Origin of the sequence: Methylobacterium gossipiicola (genome assembly GCF_900113485.1) — a bacterium.
GTDB classification, from domain to species: Bacteria; Pseudomonadota; Alphaproteobacteria; order Rhizobiales; family Beijerinckiaceae; genus Methylobacterium; species Methylobacterium gossipiicola.
Genome location: NZ_FOPM01000002.1, coordinates 22,018 through 45,845 on the forward strand (window position 1 = coordinate 22,018; position 23,828 = coordinate 45,845).

The 23,828-nt window shown below is 68.2% G+C and carries 16 protein-coding genes; 3 read left to right on the forward strand and 13 right to left on the reverse strand.

From position 1 onward, the window contains the following. Positions 1–7: 7 nt before the first annotated feature. From BM249_RS01645 to BM249_RS01695, 11 genes are all read right to left on the reverse strand, one after another. Complete coding sequence (locus tag BM249_RS01645; protein ID WP_091968824.1) at positions 8–2,311, reverse strand: FdhF/YdeP family oxidoreductase; 2,304 nt, start codon at positions 2,309–2,311, stop codon at positions 8–10. Positions 2,312–2,405: 94 nt separating this feature from the next. After that, on the reverse strand, positions 2,406–3,770 hold the full coding sequence (gene gor, locus BM249_RS01650; protein WP_091968329.1) for a glutathione-disulfide reductase: 1,365 nt from the start codon (positions 3,768–3,770) through the stop codon (positions 2,406–2,408). A gap of 146 nt (positions 3,771–3,916) precedes the next feature. Then, complete coding sequence (gene rpmG / locus BM249_RS01655) at positions 3,917–4,084, reverse strand: 50S ribosomal protein L33 (RefSeq protein ID WP_091968331.1); 168 nt, start codon at positions 4,082–4,084, stop codon at positions 3,917–3,919. Positions 4,085–4,191: 107 nt separating this feature from the next. Beyond that, entirely contained in the window at positions 4,192–5,364 is a 1,173-nt protein-coding gene (locus BM249_RS01660; RefSeq protein WP_091968334.1) for an MFS transporter, read from the reverse strand. Between the two features lie 172 nt (positions 5,365–5,536). Beyond that, complete coding sequence (locus BM249_RS01665) at positions 5,537–6,814, reverse strand: efflux RND transporter periplasmic adaptor subunit (protein WP_091968336.1); 1,278 nt, start codon at positions 6,812–6,814, stop codon at positions 5,537–5,539. Beyond that, entirely contained in the window at positions 6,811–10,038 is a 3,228-nt protein-coding gene (locus BM249_RS01670; RefSeq protein WP_091968339.1) for an efflux RND transporter permease subunit, read from the reverse strand. Before BM249_RS01670 ends, BM249_RS01665 begins: the two co-directional genes overlap by 4 nt. Positions 10,039–10,215: 177 nt before the next feature. Further along, positions 10,216–10,440, reverse strand: a complete 225-nt coding sequence (locus BM249_RS01675) for a YbdD/YjiX family protein (RefSeq protein ID WP_091968341.1) — start codon at positions 10,438–10,440, stop codon at positions 10,216–10,218. Between the two features lie 5 nt (positions 10,441–10,445). Beyond that, a complete protein-coding gene (locus BM249_RS01680; protein WP_091968343.1) occupies positions 10,446–12,512 on the reverse strand; it encodes a carbon starvation CstA family protein in 2,067 nt (688 codons plus the stop codon). 185 nt (positions 12,513–12,697) lie between these two features. Continuing rightward, a complete protein-coding gene (locus BM249_RS01685; protein WP_091968346.1) occupies positions 12,698–13,324 on the reverse strand; it encodes a TPM domain-containing protein in 627 nt (208 codons plus the stop codon). Then, positions 13,314–14,087, reverse strand: coding sequence for a TPM domain-containing protein (locus BM249_RS01690; protein ID WP_091968349.1), 774 nt, complete (start codon positions 14,085–14,087; stop codon positions 13,314–13,316). Before BM249_RS01690 ends, BM249_RS01685 begins: the two co-directional genes overlap by 11 nt. Positions 14,088–14,093: 6 nt before the next feature. After that, entirely contained in the window at positions 14,094–14,723 is a 630-nt protein-coding gene (locus tag BM249_RS01695; protein ID WP_091968351.1) for a LemA family protein, read from the reverse strand. Between the two features lie 193 nt (positions 14,724–14,916). On the opposite strand from BM249_RS01695, the gene BM249_RS01700 reads away from it, so the two are divergent. The 3 genes from BM249_RS01700 (at position 14,917) to BM249_RS22100 (ending at position 19,300) form a co-directional block, all read left to right on the forward strand. After that, a complete protein-coding gene (locus BM249_RS01700; protein ID WP_091968353.1) occupies positions 14,917–15,219 on the forward strand; it encodes an Rdx family protein in 303 nt (100 codons plus the stop codon). Next, positions 15,216–17,537 (forward strand): sensor histidine kinase, encoded by a 2,322-nt coding sequence (locus tag BM249_RS01705; protein ID WP_244528531.1) that lies wholly within the window; start codon positions 15,216–15,218, stop codon positions 17,535–17,537. Before BM249_RS01700 ends, BM249_RS01705 begins: the two co-directional genes overlap by 4 nt. Before the next feature lie 371 nt (positions 17,538–17,908). Further along, complete coding sequence (locus tag BM249_RS22100) at positions 17,909–19,300, forward strand: methyl-accepting chemotaxis protein (RefSeq protein WP_091968355.1); 1,392 nt, start codon at positions 17,909–17,911, stop codon at positions 19,298–19,300. Between the two features lie 114 nt (positions 19,301–19,414). Here the strand turns inward: BM249_RS22100 and BM249_RS01715 are convergent, their stop codons facing one another. Continuing rightward, positions 19,415–21,487, reverse strand: coding sequence for a M23 family metallopeptidase (locus tag BM249_RS01715; protein WP_091968357.1), 2,073 nt, complete (start codon positions 21,485–21,487; stop codon positions 19,415–19,417). Between the two features lie 121 nt (positions 21,488–21,608). After that, positions 21,609–23,828 (reverse strand): aldehyde oxidoreductase molybdenum-binding subunit PaoC, encoded by a 2,220-nt coding sequence (gene paoC, locus BM249_RS01720; RefSeq protein WP_091968359.1) that lies wholly within the window; start codon positions 23,826–23,828, stop codon positions 21,609–21,611.

The window sequence follows — 23,828 nt, forward strand, 5'->3', positions numbered from 1 at the left end:
GGGGGTGTTATGGGTCACGGGGGATGCGCGTCGAGGGGGTGATGCGAACGGGAATCGCCTTCGCCGCCGGGGTCTTCGATTGCTCGTCGTGGTGCCAGAGGGGGATCAGCGGGTTCAGCTCCGGATAGTAGCCGCCGCAATTGCCCACCGGAATATCGTACTCGATGACCCGCAAGCCTTCGACCTTACGGGTGAAACCGTCGTCGGACGGCGTCGTGAGATCGATGCTGGCGCCGTCGCTCAAACCGAGGCGGGCAATATCGGCGGCGTTCATAAACAGGATCATGCGCGTGCCCTTCACGCCCCGGAAGCGGTCGTCATAGCCGTAGACCGTGGTGTTGAATTGATCGTTGGAGCGCAGCGTCATGAGGTCGAGGATGTCGGCGCCCCGGGCCGGCATATCGGGATCGGCCTCCAATCCCGCCGGCACGATGAAGTTGGCCTTGCCGGTCTCGGTCTCCCACGTCCGCTCGCGGGCCGGGATCGGTTTGTGCAGGCCACCGGGCTCGAACATCCGGCCGTTGAGGTCGTGGAACACGCTCGGATAAGTCGCCTCGATGGCGTCGCGGACCTTGGCGTAATCACCGACCCAGGCATCCCAATCGACCTTCGGGTTCGGCGCCAGGGTCGCCTTGGCGAGTTCGGCGACGATCCAGGGCTCGGACCGAACTTGCGGACCCACCGGCTTGGTGAAGCCCCGCGAGCCGTGGAAGCAGGAGGTCGAATCCTCCATGGAGACCGCCTGGATGCCCGTGGCCTGAGTGTCGATTTCAATGCGGCCGAGGCACGGGAGTAGGTAAGCCACCGTGCCGTTGACGAGATGCGAACGGTTGAGCTTCGTGGCGATCTGCACCGTCAGGCGCATGTGCCGCCACGCCTCTTCCATCCGCACCGTATCGGGAATCGCCCGAACGAAGTTGCCGCCGAGGCTGATGAACCCCTTCACGGATCCGTCGAGGATGCCCTCGCACGCCTCCACGGTGTTGAGGCCCTTTTCACGGGGCGGCTCGAAACCGTATTGCTCGGACAACACATCGAGGGGAGCGAGCTCCGGTTTTTCCGTGATGCCGACCGTGCGTTGGCCCTGGACGTTGGAATGGCCGCGCACGGGGCAGAGGCCGGCCCCGGGCCGCCCGACATTACCCCGCAGGAGCATGAGGTTGACGAGCATTTGCACCGTCTCGGTGCCCTTGCGGTGCTGGGTCAGGCCCATGCCGTAAACGCCGAGCACGGCGCGGGCGCGCCCGTAGGACGCGGCGGCGGTCTCCATGGCCGCGCGGGTGAGGCCGGACCGGGCTTCCAAGTCATCCCAGTCCTGCGCCTCGCAAAAGGCCTTGAACGCATCGATGCCGTGGGTGTGCTCCTCGATGAACGCGACATCGAGGATTCGTGGCCGCCCGACGATTCGGGCCTCGTCGTCGGCCGTGAACAGAGCCTTGCACATGCCGGTCATGGCCGCGATGTCACCGCCGGCCTTCACCTGATGATACTGCGTCGAGATCTCGGTCTCGCTCCGGGTCGCCATCTCGATGGGCGATTGCGGGTTGGTGAAGCGCTCCAGCCCGCGTTCGCGCAACGGATTGAAGGTGAGAATCGGCACCCGGCGCTTGCGCGCCTCCTGCAGGGGATGGAGCATGCGGGGCGAGTTGGAGCCGACGTTCTGGCCGAAGAACAGAATCAGGTCGGTGGTCTCGAAATCCTCCAGCACCGTGGTGCCCACGGGCGAACCGATGGACGCCTTCAGGCCCACCGAAGTCGGCTCGTGGCACATGTTCGAGGAGTCGGGCAGGTTGTTGTTGCCGTACATCCGCGCGAACAGCGCGTACATGTAGGAGGTTTCCAGCGACGCCCGGCCCGACGCGTAATAGACGACGGATTTCGGCTCCAGGGCCTGTAACTCGCGGCCGATCTCCGCGAAGGCGTCGGCCCATGCCACCGGCACGTAGCGGTCGCTCGCGGAATCGTACCGCAGGGGATGGGTGAGCCGGCCCTTCTCCTCCAGGGCGTAGTCGCTCCACGTCAGGAGCTCACTCACCGTGTGCGCGGCGAAGAAGTCGGGGCCGACGCGCTTCGTCGTCTGCTCCCAGGCGGTCGCCTTCGCACCGTTCTCACAGTACTCGAACGCCGCCGGTTTCTTCGGCTTCGACCAGGCGCAGGAGGTACACATGAAGCCGTCGGGCTTGTTCTGCTTCATCAGCAGAGCCGCGCCCGAGACGGGGATCTCCTCCCGGAGCAGGATCTCGGCCAGGGACGCGGCGGAGCCCCAGCCGCCCGCCGGACCGGTATAGGGTTCGATCTTCGGGTCGGCCATCTTGTCGGTCATGGGGGCTCCGGATGCGCACCAGCGCTCCTCGGCAACCCCGCCCCCCCGCCCGCCGTTCCCGGCTGCGACGGTATGGGGTTCCTCAACCTCCCACGGGCGTCCGCATGGTGACGAGTTCCTCGCCGGCGGTGGGGTGGACCGCGATGGTCCGGTCGAAATCCGCCTTCGTCGCACCCATGGTGACGGCGATGCCCACCGCCTGGATGATCTCGCCGGCATCGTGGCCGAGGATATGGACGCCGACCACCCGGTCGCTGGCGCAATCGACGATGACCTTCATCAGAACCTTCTCGTCGCGCCCCGACAGGGTCGCCTTCATCGGGCGGAAGCGCGACCGGTAGACGTCGATGCGGCCATAGAGCTGGCGCGCCTTGTCCTCGTTGTGGCCGACGACGCCGATCTCCGGCGTCGAGAACACGGCCGTGGGGATGAGGTCGTGATCGACGCACCAGGATTTGCCGCCGAACACCGTGTCGGCGAAGGCATGCCCCTCGCGGATGGCGATGGGCGTGAGGGCGGCGCGGTTGGTGACGTCCCCGACCGCGTAGATCGACGGCACGCGGGTCTGCGAGAACGCATCGACGGGAATCGCGCCCGCCGCGTCGAGGTCGATCCCGACGTTCTCGAGCCCCAGGCCCTCGACCTTGGGGCGCCGGCCCGTGGCGTAGAGCACCTGATCGACCTCCAGGGTGGAGCCGTCGCTCAAGGTGGCGCGGATGCCGCCAGCGATGCGCTCCAGGCGCTCCACACTGGTGTTCAGCCGGAGATCCATGCGCTTGGCGTAGGCTTCGTCGAGGGCCTCGCGAATCTCGTCGTCGAAGCCGCGCAGGAGCCGGTCGCCGCGATGCGCCAGGGTGGTGCGTGCCCCGAGGGCCGCGAACACGCCGGCGAATTCCACCGCGATGTAGCCGCCGCCGACCACGAGGATCCGCTCCGGCAGGGTCTCCAGATCGAAAACCTCGTTCGACGTGATGGCGAGTTCGCAGCCCGGCACCGCCGGAACCTTCACGGGATGGGCGCCGACGGCGACGAGAATGGTTTTCGCCCGCACCCGCCGGTCCGAGCCGACGAGACGCACCGTCTGGGCGTCCTCGATCACAGCCCGCTCATGCACGAGGGTGACGCCTGCCTTGCCGAGATTGGTATCGTAGAGGCTCTCCAGGCGCGCCACCTCGGCGTCACGCCGGGTCTTCAGGACGCCCCAGTCGAAGCGGGGCTCCGGCACGCTCCAGCCGAACCCGGCCGCATCCTCGAACTCCTCGCGGAACCGGCCAGCATAGACCATGAGCTTCTTCGGCACACAGCCCCGGATCACGCAGGTGCCACCGACCCGGTACTCCTCCGCCAGCTGCACGCGGGCGCCGTGTCCGGCGGCGATCCGCGCGGCGCGCACGCCGCCGGAGCCGCCGCCGATGACGAACAGATCGACGTCGAAGTCCTGGCTCATGCGGTCCGTCCCGGCGAAGGCTGCGTTGGCCCCTCCATCGCCCGAACCCCCGCCGGCTTCAACCGGCGCGGATGCGTCACGGCACAACAAAAAGGCCGCCTCCCCTGGGGAAGCGGCCTCGAACCGTCACGTTGCCGTGAAGCGGCTTACTTGATCTTGGTTTCCTTGAAGTCGACGTGCTTGCGCACGACGGGGTCGTACTTCTTCATGGAGAGCTTCTCGGTCTGCGTCCGGGAGTTCTTCTTCGTGACGTAGAAGTAACCCGTATCGGCGGTCGACAGCAGCTTGATCTTGACGGTGACGGCCTTGGCCATGGCGCGGCGCTCCTATGATGGCGGCATTCCGCATCAGCGAAACGCAAAAGGGCCGGCTCGAGCCGGCTGAATACCGGGGCGGTCATTGCCTCATCGGCCGGGTTTCGTCAAGGCCGGGGATAGCCGCGCAGGCGCCAGGCCACGAGGCCGGCATAGGCGAGGAACAGGATGCCGAGGGTGTAGGCGAAGCCCTGGGGCGGCACGAGATCCATACCGCCGCCGATGATCGGCGGACCGAGCATGAGCCCGACATTGTAGAGCAGCACGAAGGCGGCGTTGGCCCCGGCCAGTTCCGGACCGCGCACGCTGGCGCCGAGTTGCGCCAGACCCACGGTGTAGAGCGTGCCGGCGATTCCGCCCCAGACGAACAGCAGGACGAGGAGCGCCGGGAACGACGCGGACGCGACGGGGATCAGGAGCGAGCCGAACGCTCCGAAGAGGGCGGAGGCCAGGAGAACGACGCGCCGGTCCATGCGGTCGGCGAGCCAGCCGAACGGGATCTGGAACAGGACGTTCCCCAGGGCCATAGCCGAGACGAGCCCGGCCGCGATCTGCGCGTCGTAGCCGAGGCGCAGGCCGTAAAGGGGCAGGATGGCGAAGCCCCCCGTCTCCACCGCGCCGTACAGGAGGGCCGCCGCCGTCGCCGCCGGGGCAAGGCGCAGATAGGCGATAAACGAGCGGCCACCGCCGTGGCCGATCTCGGGCGACAGGCCCCGGGCGAGGAGAAGCGGCACCATGGCGGCGAGGAACAGGGAAGAGCCAGCGAGGTAGGGGGCATACCCCTCCGTCCCCAGTAGCGTGAGCAGCGTCGGGCCGACGGCGAAGCCGAGTGCCAGGATCGTGGCGTAGATCCCCATCACCAGCCCGCGCCGGGCCGGCGGTGCCGCCTCGCTGATCCAGAACTCGGACAGGACGAACAGGGCGCCGAGGGACGCCGAGAACACGAAGCGCAGGGGAAACCACCAGGCGATGTCGGGCAGCACCTTGAAGCCCGTGAGCATCACGCAGCCCGTCGCGAGGGCGAGGATGAGGAGGCGGACAACGCCGATGCGCGCGGCGAGGCGCGGCACGAACGGCACCGTGAGGATGCTGGCGAGGCCGGCGATGGCGGTGTTCACCCCGATGAGGGTGCTCGACGCGCCCATCCGGGCCATCTCGATGGATAGAAGCGGAATCGTGAGGCCGATGCCGATGCCCACCACGGCGACGCACACGATGGCGGCGGCGATGGAGGCGACACGGGACCGGTCGTCCGGCGCCGTCGAAGGGTGAACGTGCATGAGATCAGGGTATCTCGGGCGAACCGCGCGGCGGCTCCGGGGCCGCCTTGTCCACTCCGGGGCGGGGAAGCGCAACCGAGCGGGCTGCTTCAGGCCGCGTTGCCGGAGAGTTCGTCGGACTCTGCCCGACACCCGACGAAGGGATGATCCCTTTGCAATCCCCGACTCGAAATCAGCGGGCTGCCGCCGTCACGGGCTTGGCGGCGTCGGGGGGCGCCTGGCGCTCGATCTTCTGGCCGTCGCGCAGATCGGCGGGCGGGCTCAGCACGATCTGCTCGCCACCCTCCAGGCCGTCATCGATCTCCAGGGCCGGCCCGAGGTCGCGCTGGACGTGAACCGTGCGCCATCGCGCGCGGCCATCGTCGCCCGCGAGCGCCACCTGGGTGCCACGCTGGTTGAACACCATGGCTTCCGCCGGAATCACCGCGACGGGCCGGACCCGCGGCACCCGGAAGGTCACGGACACGTAGAGGCCCGCGCGCAACGCCCGATCGGCATTGGGCACATCGACCTGGGTCGTGAGGGTCCGCGACGACAGCCTCAGGGCGACGGAACTGCGCTCGACCTTGCCTGAAAACCGCCGGTCGGGGAGTTGCGGCACGCGGATCGTGGCGTCCAGGCCCTGACGAATCCCCTCGGCGGCACTCTGGGGCACGTTGACGGAGACGCGCAGGACGTCATCTCGCTCCATGCTCAGAAGCGCCGTGCCGCTGCCGTCGGCGTGCACGAGGTCGCCGACATCGACGCCGCGCGTCGTGATCACCCCGTCGAACGGCGCGACGATATTCTTGAAGCCGGTCAGCGCCTTCAACCGATCGACGGTGGCGCCTTGAGCTTTGATATTGGCCTCGGCCACCTTCACACCCGCCTCGGCCGAGGCCAGGGTCGCGGCTTGGCTCAGCACGCTCGCCTGCGAATTGTCGGCGTTCTGCTTCGAGGCCCAGCCCTGGCCCGCCAGCGTCGAGGTCCGCGAGTTGGTCACCTTGGCCAGATCCACGTTGGCCTTGGCCTGATCGACCATGGAGCGAGCCTGGAGGAGTTGCGCGGCGAGCTGCCCGGATTGCGCCTCGGCCTGTGCCAATTGCTGGTCGAGGTCGGGGGCGGCGATACGCAGGAGAATGTCGCCCTGGCGCACCCGCGAGCCGATATCGACCCGCCGCTCGGCGATGTAGCCGGTGGCGCGGGCATAGAGATCGGCCCTGGCGAAGGGCTCGGTCTGGCCCGGCAGGGTAATCTCCACGGGCTTGTCGGCCCGCTCCACGGTGGCCGTGCGCAGGCGCGGGACGTGGGTCTCGATTCTGCGCTGGGTCTCGGCAGCGGCGGCGCGCTGCTGCCATTGGCCGTACGCCCCCCAGGCGAGCAGCCCGGCGACGCCGAGGCCGACGAGGACGAACGGGCCGGCGCGCGGCGGCGGCGGCACGTCGGCGGGGTCACGGGGCGAATGGCTCACGCGTAATCCTCCAGGGGTCGCACCTCGCCCCGGCGCAGGAGGCTGTAGAGGAACGGAACGAACAGCAGGGTCGAGGGCGTGCCGACGGCGATGCCCCCCATCACGGCGCGGGCGAGCGCCGCGTTCTGCTCACCGCCCTCACCCGTGCCGAGCGCCATGGGGATGAGGCCGAGGAACATGGCGCCCGCCGTCATCAGCACCGGACGCAGGCGGGTCTCGCCGGCGAGGAGCGCCGCCTCGGCGGCACCGCACCCCGTCGCCTCGCGGTGCTCCTTGGCGAAGGTGACGAGGAGGATCGAATTGGCGGACGCGATGCCCACCGACATGATCGCGCCGAACAGCGACGGAATCGAGATGGTGGTCCCGGTGATGAACAGGCTGGCGACGATGCCGCAGAAGGCGAGGGGCAGGGCCGCCAGCACCACGAAGGGGTCGCCCCAGCTCTGGAAGTTCACGGCCATCAGCAGATACACGGCGACGAGGGCGATGGAGAGGCCGACCTCCAGGCGGGTGAAGGCCGATTGCATGTTCTCGATCTGGCCCCGCACCGTGATCTTGTCGGGGGCCGGCAGGCCCTTCTGCTCCTCCGCCACGATGGTGCGAATGTCCCGCGCCACGGAGCCGAGGTCGGAATCCTGCACCGCCGCGTAGATGTTGAAGGTCGGCTGGGTGTTGACGTGGTTGACCACCGTCTGGGACCCCTCGCGCCGCATGGTGGACACGCTGGACAGGAGCGTCAGCACGCCCGGCGCCTCCGGCCCGCCCTGGACGAGGAGCGGGGTGTTCTTGAGGGCGTCGAGGGAATCGTTGCGGAATTCCGGCGTCTGCACCCAGAGCTGGTAGGGGATGCCGGTCTTCGGATCGGTCCAGAAGTTCGGCGTCACCTGGAAGGACCCCGCCAGGGAGACGTTGAGCCCCTGCGCGATCTGCTGCTGGGTCAGGCCGAGTTCGGAGGCGAGCTTGCGGTCGACATCGACGAAGAACTGGGGCGTGCCGACGATCTGGTGCAGGTGGACGTCGACGGCCCCGCGCGTCGCCTTGAGGCGCCGGACGATGGTCTGGGCGACTTCGAGATCCTTCGCCGTGTTGCGGCCCGACACCTGGATGTCGATCTGCGCCAGGGTGCCGAAATTCAGGATCTGGGTGATGATGTCGGACGGCTGGAAATAGAACACCACGTCGGGAAAACGCTCGCGCAGCGTCTCGCGCAGGCGCTTGGTGTAGTCCGCGACGGAGCCGTGGCCTTCGCGCAGGTTGATGAGCATCTGGCCGTCGTTGTAGGCGACGAACGAGCCGTCCGAGAACGCGAAATTGTAGTTGTTCGACGGCAGTCCGATATTATCGAGGATCTGATCGATCTCGCCCTCGGGGATCACCTCGCGGACCACGTTCTCGACGTCAGCGAAGACCTGTTCGGCGGTCTCGATTCGCATGCCGGGGCGGGTGCGCAGATGCAGGGTCATCTGGCTCGACGCCACCTGCGGGAAGTAGTCCTGGCCGACCAGGGTGAACAGACCGGCCGAGCCCGCGAGGACGGCGGCGACCACCCCGAGCGTCACGATTCGCCGCCGTAGGACCACGTGCAGCAGACCGACATAGCCGCGCTGGAAGCGGGCGAACCGGGCCTCGAAGCCGTGCCGGATCCATCCGGCGAGGCGTAAGATCGGGCGGCTGAGCCAGCCGAGCGCCCGGCCGATCCGGCCCCGGCGGGGCGCCTCGACCCCGCCGCCATGGCGTTCGGCGTATTCGCGCGCCACCAGCACGTCGATGAGCACCGGCACCAGGGTCCGCGACAGGACGTAGGAGGTCAGCATCGCGAACACGACGGCCAGCGCCTGGGGCGTGAACAGGTATTTCGGCGTGTCGGTCAGGGCGAAGACCGACACGAAGGCGGCGCAGATCGACAGGGTGGAGATGAGCGCCGGCTTGGCGATGCCGGCGGCGCCCTCGACCACGGACTTGCGGAACGGCTCGCCCTCCTCGAACAGCCGGTAGGTGTTCTCGATGGCCACCGTGGCGTCGTCGACGAGGATGCCCACCGCCAGGGCGAGACCGCCCAGGGTCATCACATTGATGGTTTCGCCGAGCGCCGTCAGGATGGCCAGGGAGGTGAGGATCGACAGCGGGATCGACACCAGCACCACGATGGTGGAGCGCCAAGAGCCGAGGAACAGCAGGATGGTGAGGCCGGTGAGTGCGGCGGCGATCACCGCCTCGTGGATCACCCCCTCGATGGCTGCCGAGACGAAGACCGACTGATCGAACAGGGGCTTGAGGCTCATACCCTCGGGGGCGGCGGCGCGGATGTCGGGTAGGGCCTTCTTGACGTTGTTGACGACGTCGAGGGTCGAGGCGGTGCCGTTCTTGAAGATCCGCATCAGCACGGAATGCAGGCCGTCGGCCCGCACGATATTGACCTGCGGCGGACCGCCGTCGCGGACATGCGCCACGTCGCGGACGAGGATCGGCTGGCCGCCCACCACCTTGATGGGGATCTGGTTCAGGGCGTCGATGGCCTCGGGCGAAGCGTTGAGCTGCACGGGGTATTGCTGCTCGCCGATCTTGGCCAAGCCCGAGGGCACCGTGAGGTTCTGGGCCGTCACCGCGTTGGTGACGTCCAAGGCCGTGAGACCGAGGGCCTGAAGGGCGTGCAGATCCAGGTCGACCATGATCTGGCGCGGGGTGCCGCCGAAGGGCGACGGCAGGGTCGAGCCCGGCACCTGGGTCAGGCGCTGGCGGATCCGGTACTGGGCGTAGTCGTAGACCTTGGTCAGGCTCTCGCGGTCGGAGGACAGGGACAGCTGGATCACCGGCACGGAGGACGCCGAGAACCGCAGGACGATGGGCGGCTGAACCCCCGGTGGCATGGTGGAGCGGATGGAGTTCATCGCCGAGACGGTCTGGGCGATAGCGAGATCGATGCTCACCGCCCCGTCGAAATAGATCTTCTGGATCGCCGTGCCCTGCAGGGTGGTCGATTCCATCCGGGCGATGTTGTTGACGTTGTTCGAGAGGGAGAACTCCGCATAGGTGGTGATGCGGCGCTCCATCTCGGCGGTCGAGAGGCCGTTATAGGTCCACACCACCACGACCACCGGGATATCGACGGTGGGCAGCACGTCCTTCGGCGCCACGACGACGGCGGCGGCACCGCCGAGCATCATCAGCACGGCAAGGACGTAGATCGTGATCCGGAATTTCAGCGCGTACTGAACGAGACCCATGCCGTCTCCGTCGTCGACCCTTCGGGCGGTCGCACGGACCGTGCCGTCACGGAACCGCGACGCAGGGAGGGGGCATGCGGGAGATTTGTTTCGGATTGAATACAAACGCCGTCATGGCCGGCGCGACGAAGGCGCGCGCGGTCTCCGGTGGCGCCCCCGGAGACCGTGACGGACCGTTCAGCAGCAGCGGAACCCGTTGCGGTTGCCGACCCCGAAGCGGGCATTCTCGCGATTGCGGAAGAACTCGCGCTCGCTCATGGGCTCCTGATCCGCATGGGTCTTACGGATATGGGCGGCATAGGCCTCGTAATCGCCCTGCCCCACCATGAGGCGGGCGCCGTCGCAGACGCATTTCGAGAAGGTCTTGAGACGGTCCCGCAACTCCATCGACGACAGCGCCATGGTGCTTACTCCGCCGGAACCGCGACGGGGCCGCCGCTTTCCAGGGCGGTCCAGCGATCGGCCCGGTAGGCCTTCGCGCAGGCCTTGATGCCGAAGGCCGCGATGGCGACGACGAGGCCGACGAACATCACCGCGAGGGCCGCGTCGATGCGATCGTTGAAGACGATCTTGTGCATGTCCGCCATGTTCTTGGCCGGTGCCAGAACCTTGCCCTCCGCGATGGCACCCGAGAACCGGTCGGCATGGGCGAGGAAGCCGATCTTCGGGTCCGCCGAGAAGATCTTCTGCCAGCCGGCCGTCAGGGTGCAGATGCACAGCCACACGGTGGGGATGATGGTCACGAACGCGTAGCGCTCGCGCTTCATCTTGAAGATCACCACGGTGGCGAGGGTGAGAGCCACGGCGGCCAGCATCTGGTTCGAGATGCCGAAAAGCGGCCACAGGGTGTAGATGCCGCCGAGCGGATCGGTGACGCCCTGGTAGAGGAAGTAGCCCCAGGCACCGACGCACAGGGCCGTGGCCAGGATGCTGGGCGCCCAGGCGGACGTATCCTTGAACTTCGGCGAGACGAGGCCGAGCAGATCCTGCAGCATGAAGCGGCCGGCCCGCGTGCCCGCATCCACGGCGGTGAGGATGAACAGGGCCTCGAACAGGATGGCGAAATGGTACCAGAACGCCATCATCGCCTTGCCGCCGATGGCCGAGGAGATGATGTGCGCCATGCCGACCGCCAGGGTCGGCGCGCCGCCGGCGCGGGAGATGATGGAGTGCTCGCCGACATCGACGGCGGTCTGGGCGATCTGGGCCGCCGTGATGGTGAAGGCGGGGTCGAGCTTCGTCACCGCGGCCGCCGCGCTCTCGGGCGTGGTGCCGACGAGGCCGGCCGGCGAGTTCATGGTGAAGTAGATGCCCGGCTCGATGACGCTGGCGGAGACCAGGGCCATCACGGCGACGAAGCTCTCCATGAGCATGCCGCCGTAGCCGATGAAGCGCGCATCCGTCTCACGGTCGATGAGCTTCGGGGTGGTGCCCGACGAGATCAGGGCATGGAAGCCCGAGACCGCCCCGCACGCGATGGTGATGAACAGGAACGGGAACAGCGACCCGGCCCAGACCGGCCCGGAGCCGTCGACGAACTTCGTCACGGCCGGCATCTGCATGTGCGGGGCGACGTAGGCGATGCCGAGCGCCAGGCCCACGATGGTGCCGATCTTGAGGAAGGTCGAAAGGTAGTCGCGCGGGGCCAGAAGCAACCAGACCGGCAGGATCGAGGCCACGAAGCCGTAGCCGATGAGCAGCCAGCAGAGTTGCGTGCCCGTGAAGGTGAAGAACGGACCCCAGTACGGATCGGCCGCGACGTTGCCGCCATACACGATGGCCAGCATCAGGAGCACGAAGCCGATGATCGAGACCTCGCCGACCTTTCCGGGGCGGATGTAGCGGGCATAGAGACCCATCAGCATGGCGATCGGGATCGTCGCCGCGACCGTGAAGGTGCCCCACGGGCTCTCGGCGAGCGCCTTCACGACGATCATCGCCAGGACGGCGAGCAGGATCACCATGATCATGAAGGTGCCGAACAGCGCGATGACGCCCGGAATGGTCCCGAGTTCGGCGCGGATGAGTTCACCGAGCGAGCGACCGTCGCGCCGCATGGAGATGAACAGGACCATGAAGTCCTGCACGGCGCCCGCGAGCACGACGCCGGCCAGGATCCAGAGCAGGCCCGGCAGGTAGCCCATCTGGGCGGCGAGCACGGGGCCGACGAGGGGACCGGCGCCCGCGATGGCGGCGAAATGGTGCCCGAACAAGACGTTGCGGTTGGTGGGAACGTAATCGAGCCCGTCGTTGTGGCGGTGCGCCGGGGTCGGGCGGGTCTCGTCGAGCTGCATCACCTTCCGGGCGATGAACAGCGAATAGTAGCGGTAGGCGATGAGGTAGACGCAGACGGCGGCGACCACGATCCAGAGGGCGTTGACCGTTTCCCCACGCGTGGTGGCCACTATGGCGAGGGCGGCGGCGCCCAACGCTCCGACGAGGGCCCAGGGCCCGTGTTTACTGATCGCACTCATCGGCGCCTCACTCCCGCGACCTGTCCTTATCCGCAGATCGTCAAGCCCCCTTTTTGCGCAAATCCGGCGCCAGGGCCAGATGTCTGAGGCAAACCGCGAACATCATCACACAAGTGTCACCCTTGCGTTTCAGCGAACGGCGGCCGTTGAGCGCGACTCACGGCCAGCGCCCCAAGCTCAATACGTCACGCGACGACGATGACGCGGTTGGGGAGAAGGTCGGGATCGTCCGGGCGGCCGGGCAGTTCGGCCGCCAGGATCGCACCGACCCGTTCGACGGCGGCGAGGAGCCCCGCCTCCATGTCGCCCCGGCGCAGGGCGGCGAGCAACGCCCCGATGGAATCCTGCCACGCGGCGGCCGGCACGCGGGCGGCGATGCCGGAATCGGCCACAATCTCGGCATGGCCCTCGGCGCAGGCGAGATAGATGAGGATCCCCGTGCGATCCGGCGTCCGGCACAGGCCGCGCGACCGGAATTCCCGTCGGGCCGCCTCGTGGGCGCGGGCCTCCCGGATCGCGAGCGGCACCAGAGCCATGCGTAGGCGCGGATGCAGGCCGAGGCCCAAGGCGCCGAGAACGACGCAGGCCTGGGCGAGGCAGATTGAAGCGGCGCTCCACGGCGTGAGGAGGATCAGCGGCCACGGCGCGAGGAGCCCGCAGGCTAGGGCGAAGGCCAGGGGCGCCGAGCGGTAGGTTCCGGCCCGGGCCGCAATCAGCACGACGATCTCGCCCGCCGTCGCGGCCTCGGCGCGGCGGACGGCCTCGGCGATCCGCGCCAGGGCGTCCCGGTTCAGGATCGACTCACCAGTCACCCGAGGCCCCTCCCCCACCCGACGAACCGCCGCCGCCGGAAAATCCGCCATCCCCGAAGCCGCCCGAGACGCCGCCACTCCATCCCCCGGAGGAAGGCCCGGGCAGGACCACGAACCCGCCACCGCGCCCACCCCTGTTCATGCGGTAGGCCAGGAACAGGATCACCAGGAAGATCACGATGAAGAGGATCACCTGTCTCGGATCGGCCTCGTCCCGGCGGATCTCGGCCTTGCGCTGCCAGGTCTCGGCGTCCCCCGACAGGATCGACAGGATCGCATCGACGCCGGCATTCAGGCCACCGGCATAGTCGCCAACCTTGAACCGTGGCGTGATCGCCGTCGTGATGATCACCTTCGACAGGGCATCCGTCAGGGCGCCTTCGAGGCCGTAGCCGACCTCGATTCGAACCTTGCGGTCCTTCGGGGCCACGAGCAGCAGCACACCGTTGTTTGTTTTCTTCTGGCCGAGCGCCCAGTGCCGGAACAGGCGGTTGGCGTAATCCTCCACCGTTAGGCCCTGCAGATCGGGCACCGTGGCGACCACGACCTGATCGGAGGTCTTGTCCTCATGGGCCTTGAGCTTCGCCGCGAGGCCGGCGCGATCCTCCGCTCCGAGCAGACCCGCCGCGTCGACGACTCGCCCGCCGAGCGCCGGAAACGTCGGGTCGGCGGCCGAGGCGGGCCCTGCCCCCCAGGTCGCCTGGAGAATAAGCACGAGCCCGAGGAGGACCGCCCGCACGTCACGGTCGGCGAGATGCGCCATGGCGGCCTAGAACTTCACACTGGGGGGCCGCTCGGAATTCGGCGTTGCCGTGAAGGTCTCCATCGGCTTGGCCTCGGGGTAGAACCACGCGGCGATCCAGCGGCCCGGAATGGTCCGCACCTCCGTATTGTAAGCCTGGACGGCCCCGATATAGTCGCGCCGCGCCACGGCGATGCGGTTCTCGGTCCCCTCCAGCTGCGATTGCAGGGCGAGGAAGTTCTGGTTCGACTTCAGATCGGGATAGCGTTCCACGCTCACGAGCAGGCGGCCGAGGGCGCCCGAGAGCTGGTTCTGGGCATCCTGGAACTCCTTGAACTTCTGCGGATCGTTCACCGTCCCGGCATCGACCTTCACGCTCGTGGCCTTGGCCCGGGCCTCCGTGACGCCGACGAGCACGTCCTTCTCCTGCTGGGCGTAGCCCTTCACCGTCTCGACGAGGTTCGGGATCAGGTCGGCCCGGCGCTGGTACTGGTTCTGGACCTCGCTCCAGGACGATTTCGCCTGCTCCTCCAAGGTCGGCACCCGGTTGATGGCGCCGCAGCCCGTGAGCGTGGTGGCGAGCGCCAGGGCCACGAACGCCGCACGGACACGGCCGAAGACGGACGGGTTCGGGAGGATGGCGGCGCCTGAAGGCATGCGGGGGAACTCCGGGGAAAACGGTGAGGACGGGGCGCCCGACGCGGAGCGCCCTGCGACAGATAGGCTCGGCCGTTCAGAAGAAAAGTGTTTCCCGGTCGAGGGGCCGGCGACAAGCGTGGCCCGGATCGGAAGGAGCCACCCCACGCCCCGTGGTTGACAAGTCGGGGGGGTTCGGTGCGCTGTGCCGGCCATGGATGGAACGCCGGTCGCCCTCGTCGAGAAGCCGAGAATCGCCATCGTCTACTGCACGCAATGCCAGTGGCTCCTGCGTGCGGCCTGGATGGCTCAGGAACTTCTCTCCACCTTCCGAGACGACCTCGGTGAAGTCGCCCTGGTTCCCGGATCGGGCGGCGTGTTCGTGATCGCGTGCGGCGCAGAGACGATCTGGGACCGGACGCGGGACGGCGGCTTTCCCGACGTGAAGACGCTCAAGCAGCGGGTCCGCGATCGAATCGACCCGGCCCGCGACCTCGGTCACGTCGATCGTCCATGATCGGCCCCGACCCGCAGGCCGGTGGTGGCGAGACCGTGCCGGGCGAGATGATTCCGGGCGAGTCACGTCCAGGGGATTCACGTCCGGGCAAGTCACATCCGGAGAAGGCGCGCCCCGGCCGCGCGCCCCTGGAACGCTTGCGGCGGCGCTCGAAGCGCCTCGGCCGCCTGCTGCCCGATCTCTGGCGCGGCGACGTCTCGACCCAGGTCTACCTCATCGCCCTCGTCATCGCCCTCATTGGACCGGGCCTGCTGTTCACGGCGATTCTCCTCGTGCGCTATGCCAGCACGGAGCGCGCGCGCTTCGAGCAGGACGCGCGCGAGAACGTGCGCAGCATCGCCCTCTCGGTCGATCGGGACACCGCCGGCCTCGTCTCGGTGCTCCAGACCCTCGCGACCTCCCCGCGCCTGAGGGATTCCGATTTCGCCAACTTCGAGACCCAGGCCCGGCTCGTACGCGACGCGGTGGGCCTCGACATCCTCCTGCGCCGCCCCGACGGGCAGCAACTCGTCAACACGGCGGTGCCGAAAGGCGCTCCGATGCCGAAGATGGGCCTACCGTTCGACGGCGAGGTGGCCAGCGGCTCCGTGCGGGCCGTGGTGTCGAACCTCCTTCAGGGATCGTCCCCGATGACGGCGAGCTACGCCATCGCGGTCCCGGTCTCGGTGGAGGGGGAGGTCGCCTTCATCCTCAGCTTCACCGCGCCCGTGGCGCGTCTCCAGGCCCTGATCACTCGGGAGAGCGTCGCCGGCTGGACGACGGGGATCTCGGACCGGAACGGCGTCGTGCTCGCGCGCCTGCCCGATCCGGATCTCGTGGTGGGCCGCTCCCGCTTCCCGATGCTGCGCCAGAGGCAGACGAGCACGGCGGGGGTCTGGGAGGGGAAGGACCGATCCATGAAGCCCGTCACCGTCGTGGAGGCCCGGGCCCGCCTCACGGGATGGACCGTGGGGGCCGTCATCCCGCAATCCCTCGTCGAAGCCCGGCTGCATGGCTGGATCTGGGCGTTCTGCGGCTTCGGCCTCGTGGTGCTCGCGACGTCGTCGGTCCTCGCCGTGAGCCTGTGGTCGCGGGTCGCCCGGCCCCTCCGGCGCCTCGCCGCGACGGGGCCGGCCCTGGCCCGGGGCGAGGCGATCCCCCGCGTCTCCTCCCAGATCAACGAGATCCGCACCCTCGGCGAGGTCCTGGCCGATGCCTCGATCCAGTTGCGCACGCGCATCCGCGAACGCGATCGGGCCCTGGCCGAAACCGAGCGCGGCTTGAGCGCCTTACGGGAGAGCGAAGCGCGCTTCCGGCACATGGCCGATTCGGCCCCGGCCCTGATCTGGATGACGGACGAGACCGCGACGCTCAGCTTCACCAACATGCATTTCGAGCACCTGTTCGGCGCGGCGGCCCAAACCCTGCAGGACGATGGCTGGCAGAGGATTGTTCACCCCGAAGACCTGCCGGCCTTCTCGACCCTGTTCCGGGACGCGTTCGAGGCCCGCCGGTCGTTCCGCGGTGAAGTCCGGGTGATCGACCGCGACGGTCAGGTCCGCTGGCTGCGCTGCGAAGGCGTTCCGCGCCGGGACGATACCGGCGCCTTCCTCGGCTACACGGGCTGCAACGTCGACATCACCGAGGCCAAGCGGGCGGAGGAGCACCTCCTGCTCCTCATCCACGAACTCAATCACCGGGTGAAGAACACCCTCGCCACCGTGCAATCCATCGCCGGTCAATCCCTGCGCCGCCTCGAGGGCGCGGAAGCCGAGGCGGCACGGGCGGCCTTCGAGGCGCGGCTCCTCGCCCTGGCGCGGGTCCACGACGTCCTCACCCGCGAGAGTTGGGAGGGAGCCGAACTCGCCACCGTCGTCGCCGACGCCATCGCGCCCCTCGATGCGGGCGACGGCCAAGCCTCGCGGTTCCATGTCGCCGGGCCGGCCCTACGCCTGCCGCCGCGCGTCGCCCTCTCCATCGCCATGGCGTTGCACGAACTCGGCACCAACGCGGTGAAATACGGCGCCCTGTCGCGGGAAGGCGGCACCATCGCGATTGGATGGACGGTGAGCCGAGACCCGGATCTGCGTCTTTCCTTGAGCTGGCGCGAGAGCGGCGGCCCGCCCGTCACCCCACCCACCCGCACGGGCTTCGGCTCACGCCTCATCGAACGCAGCCTCGCCCGCGATCTCGCTGGAGACGTGAAGCTTCTTTTCGCGACGGAGGGCGTCGTCTGTACCATCGCGGCCCCGATTCACCCACCGACGCTCCTCGACCGCAACGCCGCCTATCCGCTCACCCCCCCGGCGACGGGCACGGCGGCACCAGGCATGGCTTAAATCGGCAGGACATCGCGCCAAGATCGATCCGGCATCCACTCTCCGGAAGTAATCGCTGGATCTGGAGACCGCGCGGGTCAAGAGAACAACCGAACGCCGTCATTCCGAAGGACGCAAGCAGCGTTCGTATGAGCGGCCATCGGCGACCTCATCCGGACCGGTTCGATGGCCCGGAGACAGTCCGCTCGATCTTTGAAAGAAACTAGCAGAAGTTGCATCGTGAAAGTGCGATGGACATTGGTACAGGCGGGACGGCTGGTCACTTCGGACGAGTGCGGAAAACCTTTTCGCGAGCCCGCAAGCAACCCCATGTTAAGTACCTTTTAATTCAACCGGACTACTCGTCGTCCGTTGCCAAAGGACGCCGCTCCATGCTTGGTCTGCCCCTGACCCGATTCGCGAAGAATCAAACGACGTCGGAGACGACGTCGGCCGCCGCCCCCGCTCCGGCGGACGATACCCTCCTGGTCCGTGCCGTGGAGCGCCTGATGGCGACCCAGGATCTGAACGCGACCGACCTTCCCGAAGGTCCCCTGAAGTCCGCCCTGGGCCAATTCCACGCGTCGAGCAGCCGGACCACCTTGCAGGCCCTCGGCAGCACGGCACGGGTGGCGCGCGAAGCCTCGGAGGCCGCGACCAACACCGGGTGGATGACCTACGACATCGGCGAAGTCGCCCGCGCGACCCAGACCATCGCGGGCGCGGCGGAAGAATTGGCGGCCTCCATCGCTGAAGTCGCCCAGACGTCCGATACGGTGGTGAAGGTGGCCGAAGACGCCCTGTCGGCGATGCAGCACTGTATCACGGATGGTGGCCAGGCGCGGAACGCCATGCAGGCGATCGAGGGTCGCACCGTCCAGATCTCCGACCGGGTGGTCGTGCTGGAGCGGGCCATCGCGCAGATCGAGGCCATGGCCACCGCCATCGCGGCCATATCCAGCCAGACGAACCTGCTGGCACTCAACGCCACCATCGAGGCCGCCCGGGCCGGCGAGGCCGGACGCGGATTCTCCGTCGTCGCCGCCGAGGTGAAGTCCCTCTCGGCCCAGACAGCGAAGTCCACCGGAGAGATCCGCACGCTCCTCAACACGCTGACCGTCGAGATGGGCTCCATCGCGCAGGCGGTGAGCGAGAGCCGCAGCGCCGTCGCCACGGGCCGGAGCATCGTCGAGGGCCTGGAGACCCGGGTGGCCCAGGCCAACGACCGGATCGGCAAGGCGACGGACCTCAACCACGCCATCGCCCATATGCTCGGCCAGCAGCGCAGCGCCACGGCCGAAATCTCGACGACCGTCCAGGGCATCGCCGGCAAGGCCGCGAAGACGCACGAAGAGATCGCGCAGATCACGGACCGTCTCGTGAAAGCCGAAACCGTGGGGCAGAAAGCCCTGGCGAACGGCCCCCGGGATCAATCCACCTACGCCATCGTACGGCTGCCGGCCGATATTGGCTCCTGGAAGCGCAAGCTCGCCCGTGTCCTCGTCGGCCTCGCCGAGCCGGATCGCAATCTCGCCAAGCTGCCCTGGAACGACGGCGCGAGCCTCGCCGGATTGCTTCGCACGGGACCGCTCGGCAACCATCCGGCCCTGCCCGACCTGATCAGAGCCGAGGCCAAGGCCCTGGAATGCGCCGAGCGTATGATCGGCGCCCTGGCGACCCACAACTGGGATGTCGGAACCCCGGCCTACAAGGATGCCGCGGCGGCCATGAAGACGATGCTCGACACCGCCCGGATCATGCTCGGCGAGACGGCCTCGGCCTGATCCGGCTTCCGCTCGCCCGAAGCGGAAACCGAATCCCAAGTAAAGCCCGCACAGCGCCTGACCGTCGTCGAACTCCGCCCTTGCGGAGCCGGCGGCGTCGGCGGCGGCCCAGGATCAGCGAATGGGATCGCGCTGGGCCATGGCCGTGGCGGAGCGCGATTTCTGCATGACGGCGTCGATCTGCTCGCGTTGACGCGCGAACTCGGCCAGCATCCGGCCGTCGAGTTCGCGCCCCCGGGGGACGCGGATCTTCATCGGATCGACGAAGTGGCCGTTGATGATCACCTCGTAATGCAGGTGTGCACCCGTCGAGAGACCGGTGGACCCGACATAGCCGATCACCTGCCCCTGCCGGACCTTCACACCCGCCGCCATGCCACGGGCGAACCGCGACATATGATTGTAGGTCGTGACGTAGCCGTTGATGTGCTGGATCTCGACCCTCCGGCCATAACCGGAATCCCAGTCGGCCTTGATCACCGTGCCGTTGCCCGCCGCGACGATGGGGGTGCCGATGGGGTTCGACCAATCGACGCCCGTATGGAGCTTGGCGTAGCCGAGCACCGGGTGGCGCCGATAGCCGAAGCCTGACCGCATGATGCCGTCGGCGATGGGCTTGCGGATGAGGAACTTCTTGAGCGACCGGCCCTGCTCGTCGAGGTAATCGACGGTGCCGTCGTCGGGTGACTGGAAGCGGTACACCTTGCGCGGCTCGCCGCCGAGGTTGAGCGAGGCGTAGAGGAGTTCCGGCCGCTCGGTGTTGCCCTGCCCCGCCTCCTCGTCGAAGGTGTAGAAGACGTCGAGGGAGTCGCCCGGCGAGATGCGCCGCTGGAAATCCACGTCGTAGCCGAAGATCCGCACGAGATCCTCGACGGTGGTGCGGGGCAACTCGTGCCGGGCCGCCGTCTCGTAGAGGCTCTGGTACAGGCGGGGGCCGGAGCCGTCGTCCTCCTCGTCCTCGGAGGTCGCTTCGGTCTTGCCCGCGACCTTGGCCGAGGGCGCGCCCTCCGTCGGCGGCGCGACGGAGACGAAGGCGCCCCGGTCGTTGACGGCGGCGATGCCTTCGATGCCGCCCTCACCATACAGGATTACACGCGTCACCTGCCTCGGATCGCCGGGCTTCGGCCCCGGGGCGATCTGGAGGCGGAATTGCTGCCCCTCGGTGAGTTCGGCGATGCGGGCACGTCCGCCGAGGGCCGCGACGATGCCACGGACCTGCTCCTCGCTGGCCTGTCCCGTGGCGCGCAACACCGCATCGAGGGTCTCGCCACGCTTGAGGGCGAGGTCGCGCTCGTCGACGAGGGACACATCGCCGGCCCGCAAGCTCACCTTGGGCAGCTTCGTCACGTTCTCCGGGACCACGAGAACGTCGATGGACTGGAACGGGCTGCCGCCGGCGGGTTGGGCCGCCCCGTCGAAATCCGGATTTGGGCCGCCGTGCTGCAGGGTGCGCGACAGCATGATCTGGGGCGCCACCGGCACGGCGCTGCGGCGGCCGGCCTCCGTAGCGAGGCGGCGCTCCTCCTCCACCTGCGCGGTGACGTCATCATCGGTGAGGGCGGGCGAACCGGCCTCGACGGGAAGCCCGACGAGGTCCTGCTTGACCACCGTCACCTCGCCGCCCGGCCCCTCCGTGATGCCGGGATCGGGTGCCCGCTCGGTCGGTTCGTCGGAGGTGAACTTCATGGGATCGAATTTGGGCATCTCGGCCGCGAACACGCCCGTGGTCATGGACAGGGCCGTGGAGACGCGGACGAAGGGCCGGACCTTGATGATCTCCCTGTCGGCCAACCGCACGGTCACGGGCGCGCGGAAACTCTGCTTGGCCGAGGCGATCATGAGGTTGCGCACGAGACGGTCGCCCTTGCGGGCAAGGGCGATGTCGTCGTCGCTCGGCGCCGGCTTGACCACCACGGCCGCCCGCTCGGGAATCGCCGCGAACGAGATGTCGCTCTGAAACGAGACGTGGATCGCCGCCCCGATGAGGCCGGCGCCCGTCAAGCCCGTCAGGGTGCTGGCGCAGAGCCAGCGCAGGTTGACTTCGCGCCGATCGAAGCGGGGCGCGTCGGGACCGAGGAGGTCGAGGGGCGCCTCGATTCCCGTATGGGAACGCGGAGCGGCGCGCGAATCCTGGCGGCTGTCTTGCGCTGGGGCCGGATGACCGATCTTGAGGCGACCGCGCTTCACGAAGACCCCTTGGCGACACGGGCGGGTGGGAAAGCCCCTCCCCCGCCGGATCTAGGCTCTCGAAGGTCAGCGTGTCGAGAGTGAGGCGGGGCGCGCATCGGGCGCGCCCCACGGGATTCGCTCAGGCCGCGTCGGGCATGCGGTCCAAGAGCTTGTCGAGGGTGATGGGATAGTCCCGCACCCGGATGCCCGTGGCATTGTAGACCGCGTTCGCCACGGCCGCGCCGACGCCGCAGATGCCGAGTTCGCCCACCCCCTTGGCCTTCATCGGCGACGACATGGGATCGACCTCGTCGAGGAAGATCACCTCCTGATGCGGAATGTCGGCATGGACCGGCACCTCGTAGCCGGCGAGATCGTGGTTGACGAAGAAGCCGCGCTTCGTGTCCACGGCGAGTTCCTCCATCAGGGCGCCGCCCACCCCCATGGTCATCCCGCCGATAACCTGGCTGCGGGCCGATTTCGGGTTGAGGATGCGCCCGGCGGCGCAGACCGCCAGCATGCGGCGGACCCGGATCTCGGCCGTGTGCATATCGACGCCGACCTCCACGAAGTGGCCCGCGAAGGTGGATTGCTGCTTCTGCTTCGAGATGTCGCCGTACTCGATGAAATCCTCGCCCGTGAGGTCGCCGTCCGTCGCGGCCTCGGCCAGGGGCATCGCCCGATTGCCGGACCGGACTTCGCCCTCGGCGAACACCGCGTCCGCCGAGTTGACGCCGAGCTTCTGCGCCACGGCCTCGCGCAGCTTCACGCAGGCCGCGTAGACGCCCGCCGTGGAATTGTTGGCGCCCCATTGGCCGCCGGACCCGGCCGAGGCGGGGAAGTCGGAATCGCCGAGCCGCACCACGACCCGTTCCAGGGGCAGGCCCATCATTTCGGCCGCCGTCTGGGCTATGATGGTGTAGCTGCCGGTGCCGATATCGGTCATGTCCGTCTCGACGGTCACGACGCCCTTGGCGTCGAGGCGGACGCGGGCGCCCGACTTCGTCAGCATGTTGTTGCGAAACCCCGCCGCCATGCCGATCCCGATGAGCCAATGCCCGTCCCGGACCTGTCCGGGTTTCGGATTGCGCTTGCCCCAACCGAATCGCTCGGCCCCCTGTTCGAGACATCCGACGAGGTTGCGGTGAGAGAACGGGCGGTCGGGATGCCCCGGATCGACCTGGGTGTCGTTGCGGATGCGGAACGCCACGGGATCGAGGCCGAGCCGTTCCGCCATTTCGTCCATGGCGATCTCGAGGGCCATCAGGCCCGGCGCCTCGCCCGGCGCCCGCATGGCGTTGCCTTCGGGCAGATCGAGATGGGCGAGCTTTAGGGCGGTGAGGCGGTTCGCCCCGGCATAGAGGAGCTTCGTCTGATCGACGGCGGTCTCGGGCCGTCCGTCCGGTAGGTTGCCGGACGTGCTCTCATGCGCGATGGCGGTGATCTGTCCGTCCTTCGTCGCACCGATGCGGATGCGCTGGATCGTGGCGGGCCGGTGGGTGGTGTTGTTGGCGATCAGGGGCCGCGTCAGCGCCACCTTGACGGGACGCCCCGCCGCCTTGGCGCCCAGCGCGGCGAGAATCGCGTCGGAGCGCACGAACAGCTTTCCGCCGAACCCACCGCCGATATAGGGCGAATCGATCCGCACGTTCTCGGGCTTGATCCCGAGGATCTTGGCGACGCTGCCCTTGCCCCAGGCGATCATCTGGTTGGAGGTCCAGAGGGTCAGCTTGTCGCCGTCCCAGGCGGCGATGGAGGCGTGCGGCTCCATCATCGCGTGGCTCTCGTCGGGCGTCGTGAAGGTTTCGTCGAACTGGACCGGTGCCTCGGCGAAGGCCTTCTCGAAATCGCCCACCCGATCCTCGGCGCCGCTGCCGCTGCCCTCGCCGCTGCCGCCCTCGACGGGCTTGGCGGATTTGGCCGCGACGTCGAGGTCGAAGGCGCCCGGCTCGGCGGCGTAATCGGCCCGGATGAGGAAGGCGGCGGCGCGCGCCTGCTCGAAGGTCTCGGCGACCACGAGGGCGATGGCCTGATGGTAGTGCTGGATCTCCGCCCCACCGAACAGGTTCGCGGTGTTCATCCGTCCAAGGCCGAGTTTTGGCGTGTCGAGGGTGCTGACGATGGCGATCACGCCGGGCGCCCTGCGTGCAGTCGCGGTGTTCAGGGCGCGCAGGCGTCCCTTCCCGATCCCGGCGCCGAGGACATAGCCGTAAGCTTGGTTCGGCGCGACGTCGTGGCGCTCGTAGGCATAGGGCGCGGTGCCGGTGGTCTTGTAGGGGCCGTCGATGCGATCGGTGGGCTTGCCGACGACCTTGAGCTGGTCGATGGGGTTCTGGCCCGCGGGCGTGTCGAACTTCAT

Bases quoted from the DNA above. Each gene is read 5' to 3' on its own strand.
- BM249_RS01645 (WP_091968824.1), bottom strand. From the start codon at position 2,311: ATGGCCGACCCGAAGATCGAACCCTATACCGGTCCGGCGGGCGGCTGG.
- gor (WP_091968329.1), bottom strand. From the start codon at position 3,770: ATGAGCCAGGACTTCGACGTCGATCTGTTCGTCATCGGCGGCGGCTCC.
- rpmG (WP_091968331.1), bottom strand. From the start codon at position 4,084: ATGGCCAAGGCCGTCACCGTCAAGATCAAGCTGCTGTCGACCGCCGAT.
- BM249_RS01660 (WP_091968334.1), bottom strand. From the start codon at position 5,364: ATGCACGTTCACCCTTCGACGGCGCCGGACGACCGGTCCCGTGTCGCC.
- BM249_RS01670 (WP_091968339.1), bottom strand. From the start codon at position 10,038: ATGGGTCTCGTTCAGTACGCGCTGAAATTCCGGATCACGATCTACGTC.
- BM249_RS01675 (WP_091968341.1), bottom strand. From the start codon at position 10,440: ATGGCGCTGTCGTCGATGGAGTTGCGGGACCGTCTCAAGACCTTCTCG.
- BM249_RS01680 (WP_091968343.1), bottom strand. From the start codon at position 12,512: ATGAGTGCGATCAGTAAACACGGGCCCTGGGCCCTCGTCGGAGCGTTG.
- BM249_RS01690 (WP_091968349.1), bottom strand. From the start codon at position 14,087: ATGGCGCATCTCGCCGACCGTGACGTGCGGGCGGTCCTCCTCGGGCTC.
- BM249_RS01695 (WP_091968351.1), bottom strand. From the start codon at position 14,723: ATGCCTTCAGGCGCCGCCATCCTCCCGAACCCGTCCGTCTTCGGCCGT.
- BM249_RS01700 (WP_091968353.1), top strand. From the start codon at position 14,917: ATGGATGGAACGCCGGTCGCCCTCGTCGAGAAGCCGAGAATCGCCATC.
- BM249_RS01705 (WP_244528531.1), top strand. From the start codon at position 15,216: ATGATCGGCCCCGACCCGCAGGCCGGTGGTGGCGAGACCGTGCCGGGC.
- BM249_RS22100 (WP_091968355.1), top strand. From the start codon at position 17,909: ATGCTTGGTCTGCCCCTGACCCGATTCGCGAAGAATCAAACGACGTCG.
- paoC (WP_091968359.1), bottom strand. From the start codon at position 23,828: ATGAAGTTCGACACGCCCGCGGGCCAGAACCCCATCGACCAGCTCAAG.